The sequence below is a fragment of the Streptomyces sp. MB09-02B genome (assembly GCF_033794485.1).
Taxonomy (GTDB): Bacteria; Actinomycetota; Actinomycetes; order Streptomycetales; family Streptomycetaceae; genus Streptomyces.
The window spans coordinates 1-547 of record NZ_JARGEE010001004.1 but is presented as its reverse complement, the minus strand read 5'-3'; the positions used below and the strand labels follow the sequence as shown (position 1 = coordinate 547).

The following is a 547-nucleotide window of genomic DNA, read 5'->3' as shown; positions in this document are numbered from 1 at the left end:
GGGCGGGCCGCTCGGGCGATGCGGGTGGTCGGGGCGGGCCACTCGGCCCAGGTGGACCCGCTGCTCCCTGAGTTGACGGCCGAGCTGGCCGACATCCGGGGCGGTCGCCCCCGAGTCCCGGTCTACTCCACCGTGCTGGACGATCCGCGCGGCGACTGCGTGTTCGACGCGGCGCACTGGGCCGCCAATCTGCGGAGGCCCGTGCGTCTCGACCGTGCGGTCGCCGCGGCCGCCGCCGACGGTCACACCGCGTTCGTCGAACTCTCCCCCCACCCGGTCCTGGCCCGGGCGATCACGGACAACGCGCCCGGCGCCCTCGTCCTCGGCACACTCCACCGGGACGCCGACACCTCCGCCGACTTCCTGACCCGGCTCGGCACCCTGCACACCGCCGGAGCCCAGCTCCCACGGCCTCCGGGCCGCGTCATCGACCTGCCCGCGCCGCGCTGGCGGCATACCCGGCACTGGTGGACGGACGGCCGGGCCTGTCTCTTATACACATCTCAACACCCACGAAACAGGCAGAAAACATGAAACAAGTACAAGG

Annotated in this window: 1 protein-coding gene; it reads left to right on the top strand. The window is 72.6% G+C overall.

The features are described from left to right. Positions 1–534: acyltransferase domain-containing protein (locus P1P70_RS45575; protein ID WP_319248486.1), on the top strand; the 534-nt coding region annotated here is incomplete at its 5' end. Positions 535–547: the final 13 nt, after the last annotated feature.